The sequence below is a fragment of the Oceanirhabdus sp. W0125-5 genome (genome assembly GCF_027938815.1).
Taxonomy (GTDB): domain Bacteria; phylum Bacillota; class Clostridia; order Clostridiales; family Clostridiaceae; genus Oceanirhabdus.
Genome location: NZ_CP115913.1, coordinates 416,994 through 425,000, shown reverse-complemented (window position 1 = coordinate 425,000; position 8,007 = coordinate 416,994). Strand labels below are relative to the sequence as shown.

Sequence of the window (8,007 nt, the reverse complement as noted above, 5' to 3'; positions counted from 1 at the left end):
AACTGTTTACCAAAAACACAGGTCTCTGCTAAATCGTAAGATGATGTATAGGGGCTGACGCCTGCCCGGTGCTGGAAGGTTAAGGGGATCACTTAGCGTAAGCGAAGGTGTGAACTTAAGCCCCAGTAAACGGCGGCCGTAACTATAACGGTCCTAAGGTAGCGAAATTCCTTGTCGGGTAAGTTCCGACCCGCACGAATGGCGTAATGATTTGGGCACTGTCTCAACAGTAAATCCGGTGAAATTGTAGTACCAGTGAAGATGCTGGTTACCCGCGGTTGGACGGAAAGACCCCGTAGAGCTTTACTGTAGCTTAGCATTGAATTTCGGTATTGTCTGTACAGGATAGGTGGGAGACTAGGAAACTGGGGCGTTAGCTTCAGTGGAGTCGTCCTTGGGATACCACCCTGGCAGTACTGGAATTCTAACGAGTGGCCATGAATCTGGTCATCGGACATTGCTAGGTGGGCAGTTTGACTGGGGCGGTCGCCTCCTAAAAAGTAACGGAGGCGCTCAAAGGTTCCCTCAGCGCGGTCGGAAATCGCGCGAAGAGTGCAAAGGCAGAAGGGAGCCTGACTGCGACACCTACAAGTGGAGCAGGGACGAAAGTCGGACTTAGTGATCCGGTGGTACCTCGTGGGAGGGCCATCGCTCAACGGATAAAAGCTACCTCGGGGATAACAGGCTTATCTCCCCCAAGAGTCCACATCGACGGGGAGGTTTGGCACCTCGATGTCGGCTCGTCGCATCCTGGGGCTGTAGCTGGTCCCAAGGGTTGGGCTGTTCGCCCATTAAAGCGGCACGCGAGCTGGGTTCAGAACGTCGTGAGACAGTTCGGTCCCTATCCGCCGCGGGCGTAGGAAATTTGAGAGGAGCTGTCCTTAGTACGAGAGGACCGGGATGGACTGACCTCTGGTGTACCAGTTGTCGCGTCAGCGGCACCGCTGGGTAGCTATGTCGGGAAGGGATAAACGCTGAAGGCATCTAAGCGTGAAGCCCACCTCAAGATTAGATTTCCCTGCCTAGTGCAATAAGATCCCTTGAAGAACACAAGGTTGATAGGCTGGAGGTGTAAGTGTGGTAACACATGTAGCTGACCAGTACTAATAGATCGAAGACTTAATCTTAACTTACTTTGTGCAATTTTGAAGGAACATCCTTCAACTGAATAGATATCTGGTAACTATGGCGTGAAGGTTACACACCTTCCCATTCCGAACAGGATTGTTAAGCTTCACAGCGCTGATGGTACTGCACTGGAGACGGTGTGGGAGAGTAAGACGTTGCCAGGTAATTTGGACCATTAGCTCAGCTGGTTAGAGCAACCGGCTCATAACCGGTAGGTCCGGGGTTCGAGTCCCTGATGGTCCACCATTACAGCCTTATTATTTTAAGGCTGTAACTCTTTTAAATAAATACCTGGGGGTATAGCTCAGTTGGGAGAGCACCTGCCTTGCACGCAGGGGGTCAGGGGTTCGAATCCCCTTACCTCCACCAAAACAGTCTTTTATAAGGCTGTTTTTTTATTTATAAAAAATGAATTGTACAAGATAATCATAGAACAAATCATCAAACCTTTCATCGCGTATGAAAGGTTTTTAACGTAACTAGCAGAAGTCTCTCATCTTCTATAAGTGGGAGATGAATGCGTAATCTTAATACTTTTACATGGATAAAAAATCATAAATGTGAAATAATAAGAATAAATGTTCTTATGATTCGTTATGATTGCAATGAAAAGTAAAGGTGTTGAAAGTAATGAAAATCAACAAAGCGTATAAATTCAGAATATATCCAAATGAAAATCAAATAGAGATTATTGAAAAATCCTTTGGTTGTTCAAGATATGTATATAATCATTTCTTAAACCAAAGGAATGAAATATATAAAGCTGAAAAAAGATGTATTAAATATACAGAACAACAAAATCAATTACCAAATATGAAAAAAAAATTTGTATGGCTTAAAGAAATTGATAGTACATCACTGCAGATGTCACTAAGAAATCTTGATGCTGCATTCAAAAATTTCTTTGAAGGTAGAGCAGACAGACCAAAATTCAAAAGTAAAAGAGACAACTATAAAACATATACAAGTAATTTTGTGAATAACAATATTGAAATAAAAAAAGATAAAATAAAACTGTCTAAATTGAAATATGTTAATGCAAAAATTCATAGATATGTTGAAGGTAGAGTAAAAAATGCTACTGTTTCTAAAACATCAAGTGGTAAATATTTTGTATCTATATGTGTTGAAACAAAGATAGAGCCATTAAAAAAAGTATCGGGGAATGTTGGTATAGATCTAGGGTTATGTCATTTTGCAATATTATCAAATGGTGAAAAGATTCAAAATCCTAAGTATCTAAAAAAGTCATTAGATAAATTGGCAAAGGAACAAAGAAAATTAAGTAGTAAAGAAAAAGGCAGTAACAATTGGAATAATCAAAGAATAAAGGTTGCTAGACTACATGAACGTATATCTAATCAAAGATTAGACTTCATCCATAAGTTATCTAAAAGAATTATAAGCGATAATCAAGTTATAATTCTTGAAGAGTCCTAAATGCGATAGCATTCATGATAGGGATATAAATGCCAGTAGGAATATCTTGAAGCAAGGGTTATTAGAGATAGCCTAAAAAAATAAGAACCGTAGGTCTTACGGGGATTGCCTGTGGAGAAAGTAGATTGCGAAATCTGTGAAGCAGGAAAAGTTCTTGGATATACCAAGAAGCCCCCACTTCAGCGTGAGTAAGTGGAGGGAGAGTTCACTTACCAAGATAATAAAGTAAATAGATATTATTGATTAGTTTTTAGAAAATATTTATACATTTTTTTACATTACTTTTTCTATTTGAATAAATTAACTTGTTAACTAGAATCTCTATAGATAACAGTGATATAATATAATTAAAAATAAATTTGGGAGTATTATACTTTAATGATAATAAGGATAAAACAATTTTTTAGAGGTGTATTTCAAAGAGTTGGGAATGATGAGTATAAATTTATAAAGAAATATTTAGATAGCTATGAATTAGATCTTTTTAATAAATTAACTAGTTATGAAAAAATACATGCTTATACTGTAGCTAAAAAAATAAGTGATAAGTTAATAAATCAAGGCTATAAGGATAACATTGATAGAGATAGGCTTATCAAAGCTGCGTTATTGCATGATATAGGTAAGATTGAATGTGCCATGAATATTATTGAGAAAAGTATAATAGTTATATTAGATAAATTTTTTAGAAATAAATTAAAGAAGAGTAAGAGTAAAAAAATTAATATTTACTATAATCATGCAGAAGTTGGATATAATATTTTATTAAACAAAGAATATTCAGAAGAATTTCTCAATATAATAAAATTTCATCATTGTGATAACGTTGAAGCGGCAAATAAAGAAGAAATTCAATTACTTAAACAGGTTGATTCACAAACATAAAGGAGGAGTTAGACAGTGAAATCTATTGAAAGAAGGGAGCAAATATTAAAAAAGCTTATAGAAAGTGATGAACCAATAAAAGGACAGCATTTAGCAGAAAGTTATGGGGTTACAAGGCAAGTAATTGTGAAGGACATAGCAATATTAAGAGCTATAGGAAATAGCATTATATCCACTCCTAATGGTTATACAATACCTGTAGAAGATGATTCTCAAGGTGTTTCAAAGCTTATTGCCGTATATCATTCTAAAGATAAAATATATGATGAACTTAAAACTATTATTAAATATGGAGGGATAGTAAAGGATGTTACGGTAGAACATCCTGTATATGGGGAAATTACAGCAATTCTCATGCTAAAGAATCTATATGACATTGAAATGCTTATTGATAAGTTAAAAAGTGAAGAAGCTTTACCCTTATCAGCATTAACAAAAGGAATTCATTTACATACTATTATGGCAGATAGTATAGATACAATAGATATGATACTAGAGGAATTAAAAGCAAAGGGATATTTGCTGAATGAAAGTGAGTAGGTGATAAGATGAACAGAGTATCACTTTTAAAATGTGATAGCTATGATGCAAAAAAGATTGAATCAAAAATTAGATATGGATTTGAACTTTTAGGAGGAGAAGAATACATTAGAAGCATAATACCTCAAAATAGTAGTATCATGTTGAAGCCGAATTTATTGAGTATAGAACGAGTTGGTTCACCTGTAGTTACTAATGATGTATTCTTTGAGGGTGTTATTAGAGTACTGAAAGATTATAGTAGCAATATTAAATTTGGGGACTCTCCTGGATTTGGAGATAGTAGAAGAGCTGCTGAAAAATGTGGGTTAATTAATGTTGCCAATAAATATGGAGTAGAATTTGTTCCTTTTAAAGAAGAAGTGCATGTTACATTAGAGAAAGCTATTAGATGTACTTCATGGAATGTATCTAAAGAGGCATATGAATCGGATGTTTTAATCACGTTACCTAAAATGAAAACTCATGCTATGGCTTATTTTACTGGAGCCATTAAAAATCAATTTGGATGTATTGTAGGGACAAAAAAAGCTAGTTGGCACACAAGGATGCCTGAAGCAAATAATTTTTCAAAGATGCTTTTGGACTTAAATTCTGTGTTAGGAACAGATTATGCTATTATGGATGGTATTGTTGCAATGCAAGGAAATGGACCTAAAAATGGTGAGCCATACAATATGAATTCAATTATAATGGGGAAAAGTTTAAGTGCAGTAGATTCTATTGCAGCGTATTTAATGGGATATAAAGATCCTTTAGAGACACCAATACTTAAAGAAGTTCATGATTCAAAATGGGGACCTGTACTTATTGAAGATATCAAAGTACTTGGAGAAGATTTAGAATCAATGAGTGTTGATGATTTTGAGCTATGTAGAAAAGGCGGAAATTTTTACTTCATAAATCCATCAGTAACAAATTTTTTAAGAGGTATGATAGCACCATATCCTAGCTTAATAAAAGAAAAATGTATTAAGTGTAAGAGGTGTGTTGATGTGTGTCCTGAGACACCAAAAGCTGTATTGATGAAAAAAAATAACAAAAATGAGGTATGGCCTGTATGGGACATGAAACAATGTATAAGGTGCTTTTGCTGCCAAGAATTGTGTCCTGTAGGAGCAATTGAGACAAGAAAAACAACTTTGGGAAGATTACTTAATGGGGGAGATAAATAATTAATTAGGAGGGATATAATGAAAAAGAAGGTTGGATTGAGTGTTTTTATAGGGGCTATTGTACTCGTATTATTGTTTATGAGTGGATTTACTAATATTGCTATAGATATAATATGGTTTGATAATATCGGGTATTTATCAGTATTTTTTAAAAGGTTGTTTTCAATATTACAGATAATGATTCCAATGTTTATTGTTTTTTATATTATTATATGGATTTATTATAAAAGCATAAAGAACAGTATGAACAGAGTTAAATTTATTAGAGAAGTGGATGTAAAAAAGAATAAGATTGAGAAAAGGATTTTCTTTTTTTCAAATATAGGATTATCATTACTATTTTCCTATTCCTTTGCAAAAAACTATTGGTATAAACTACTTGAATTTATAAATGCTTCACAGTTTAATGTTAAAGATCCTTTATATAATATGGATATATCTTTCTTTGTGTTTAAGTTACCATTGATTGAATCACTACATAATGCTTTAACAGGAATTTTAATATTTACAATAGTGGTAACCTTAACTGTATTCTTTATTTCTAATGCAAGTGATTGGGCTAGTAAGAAGTCAACTGATATTAAAGAAATCAAGAATGAGTTTGCAAAATTTGCTGGAAAGCAATTAGCGATTGTCGTCATGATATTTATTTTGAATATGGCTTTAGGTTTTTGGATTAAATCATTAAATTTAGTGTACTCAGATAGAGGGGCTGTTTTTGGAGCAAGTTATACAGATGTTAAAGTTACACAAAAGTTCTATTTAGTATCTGCTATAGTTGCTATTATTGTAAGTATTATTGTATTTATAAGTATAATAAAGAAAAAATATAAGCTTGGAGTTATTTCTGTAATTGTACTATTTGCATTAGTTCCTCTTGAAGGAATAACAGCAGGTATAGTTCAAAAGTTGGTAGTTGAATCAAACGGAATAAAGCTGGAAAAGCCATATATTGAACATAATATTGATTATACTAGAAAAGCTTATAATTTAGATAGTATTGATAATGTTAATTTTGACATACAAAACACATTAACATATGATGATATTCAAAAAAATAGTGATATAATCAATAATATTAAGATTACATCATTTCAACCAACTCTTGAGTTCTATAAAGAAGTTCAATATATAAAGAAATATTATACATTTAATGATGTTGATGTAGATAGATATATGATTAATGGGAAATATAATCAGGTTTTCTTAGCACCGAGAGAGATTGATGTAAATGTACAAGATGAAACCAGTAATAAGTGGCAGAATAATCATTTAGTATACACTCATGGCTACGGTGTGGTAATGAACAAAGTAAATGAATTAACTGAGGATAGAGAGCTAGTATTTGTGATGGATGAGATTCCACAGAAAAATGAAAGTAATATAAACCTTGAAAATCCTCGAATATATTTTGGAGAGAAAACAAATCAATATGTAATAGTTAACACAGATGTAAATGAATTAGATTATCCACTAGGAGATCAAAATGTATCTGCTAATTATGAAGGTGATGCAGGAATAGAAATGACTACATTAAATAAGCTTATTTTTGCATTAAAAGAAAAAGAACCTAAATTTTTATTATCAAAAGATATTAATAGTGACAGTAAAATCATGATAAATAGAAATATAATGAAAAGAGTAACTAAAATAGCTCCATTCCTTAGTTATGACAAAGACCCTTATTTATTTATTGATAATGGTCAACTGTATTGGATGATTGATGCTTATACTACATCAAGTAGATATCCTTTTTCAGAAAAAATAAATGGAATAAACTATGCTAGAAACTCTATTAAAGTAGTTATAGATGCATATAGTGGACATGTTAAGTTCTATGTAGTAGATAAGAATGACCCTATTGCTATGACATACTCTAAAATATTCTCAGAAATGTTTGAAACAGAAATACCTGATGGTATAAGAAGTCACTTTAGATACCCAAGTGATTTATTCAAGTTACAAAGTAATATTTTAGGTAAGTATCATGTAACAGATCCAGAAATATTTATAAAAGGTGAAGATCCATGGGAAGTAGCAAAGGATAATAAAAAAGTTGAAGAGAACGATAATTTAACTGATCCTGTATATATGGTACTCAAGATACCTGGTGAAAATAATGTTGAAATGGCGCTTATTAACTATTTTAACGTTAAGGATCGTGCTAATATGGTAGCAATGTTAGCAGGTCGTATGGATGGGGAGAATTATGGTCAATTAAAGCTTATAAAATTCCCAGTAAGAGAGACTGTTTATAGTCCAACATTATTTAATCAGAAAGTTAATCAAGATGTTACTATATCAAAAGAGCTTACACTATTGGATGCTAAGGGTTCAGAAGTCATATATGGTGATACTTTAATATTACCAATAAAAGATTCTTTATTATATGTAGAACCTGTTTATTTGAGAGCTATGGGCGGAAAGAGCATACCACAAGTTAAATTTATCATAGTTTCATATAAAGATAGAATTGTAAAAGGTGAGTCACTAGAAGATGCATTAAAGAAACTTTTTGATGTGAAAGAAGAGGCTATTATCCCTGATAAGGAAGATAAAGAGGAAATAACAGATAAAGATGATGATGATAAAAGTGATAAGTTTAAAGAGCTTAGTGAAGATAAGCAAATACTTATAAAAGAGGCTAATAGAATCTATAATGAATCAAAAGAGGCTATGAAAAATGGTGAATGGGCTAGATATGGAGAATTAATAGAACAATTAGGTAGTATAATTGAAGAACTGAACAAGTAGATATAAATAAAGTGGAAATACTAAATTATAACTTTGTCAATAAACTCAGTGCGTGAAACGCACTGAGTTTATTATTGAAATACAA

Annotated in this window: 5 protein-coding genes, 2 tRNA genes and 2 rRNA genes (1 of these 9 cut by a window edge); all 9 read left to right on the top strand. The window is 33.0% G+C overall.

Going from position 1 to position 8,007, the window contains the following annotated elements; all coding sequences use genetic code 11:
* Nucleotides 1-1,127, top strand: a 23S ribosomal RNA gene (locus OW730_RS02060); it begins 1,773 nt to the left of the window's first position.
* Nucleotides 1,128-1,175: 48 nt separating this feature from the next.
* Nucleotides 1,176-1,292 (top strand): 5S ribosomal RNA (gene rrf, locus OW730_RS02055).
* A gap of 5 nt (nt 1,293-1,297) precedes the next feature.
* Nucleotides 1,298-1,374: transfer RNA gene (locus OW730_RS02050), tRNA-Ile, on the top strand.
* Between the two features lie 47 nt (nt 1,375-1,421).
* Nucleotides 1,422-1,497, top strand: a tRNA-Ala gene (locus tag OW730_RS02045).
* Nucleotides 1,498-1,758: 261 nt separating this feature from the next.
* Nucleotides 1,759-2,568, top strand: a complete 810-nt coding sequence (locus OW730_RS02040; RefSeq protein WP_333781255.1) for an RNA-guided endonuclease TnpB family protein — start codon at nt 1,759-1,761, stop codon at nt 2,566-2,568.
* A gap of 378 nt (nt 2,569-2,946) precedes the next feature.
* Nucleotides 2,947-3,453, top strand: coding sequence for an HD domain-containing protein (locus tag OW730_RS02035; RefSeq protein ID WP_271227451.1), 507 nt, complete (start codon nt 2,947-2,949; stop codon nt 3,451-3,453).
* 15 nt (nt 3,454-3,468) lie between these two features.
* Complete coding sequence (locus OW730_RS02030) at nt 3,469-3,993, top strand: transcription repressor NadR (RefSeq protein ID WP_271227450.1); 525 nt, start codon at nt 3,469-3,471, stop codon at nt 3,991-3,993.
* Nucleotides 3,994-4,001: 8 nt separating this feature from the next.
* On the top strand, nt 4,002-5,168 hold the full coding sequence (locus OW730_RS02025) for a DUF362 domain-containing protein (RefSeq protein ID WP_271227449.1): 1,167 nt from the start codon (nt 4,002-4,004) through the stop codon (nt 5,166-5,168).
* Between the two features lie 18 nt (nt 5,169-5,186).
* Nucleotides 5,187-7,922, top strand: a complete 2,736-nt coding sequence (locus OW730_RS02020; protein ID WP_271227448.1) for a UPF0182 family membrane protein — start codon at nt 5,187-5,189, stop codon at nt 7,920-7,922.
* Nucleotides 7,923-8,007 lie beyond the last annotated feature (85 nt).

Excerpts from the sequence above, each read along its gene's own strand:
- OW730_RS02040 (WP_333781255.1), top strand. The coding sequence starts at position 1,759 with ATGAAAATCAACAAAGCGTATAAATTCAGAATATATCCAAATGAAAAT.
- OW730_RS02035 (WP_271227451.1), top strand. The coding sequence starts at position 2,947 with ATGATAATAAGGATAAAACAATTTTTTAGAGGTGTATTTCAAAGAGTT.
- OW730_RS02025 (WP_271227449.1), top strand. The coding sequence starts at position 4,002 with ATGAACAGAGTATCACTTTTAAAATGTGATAGCTATGATGCAAAAAAG.
- OW730_RS02020 (WP_271227448.1), top strand. The coding sequence starts at position 5,187 with ATGAAAAAGAAGGTTGGATTGAGTGTTTTTATAGGGGCTATTGTACTC.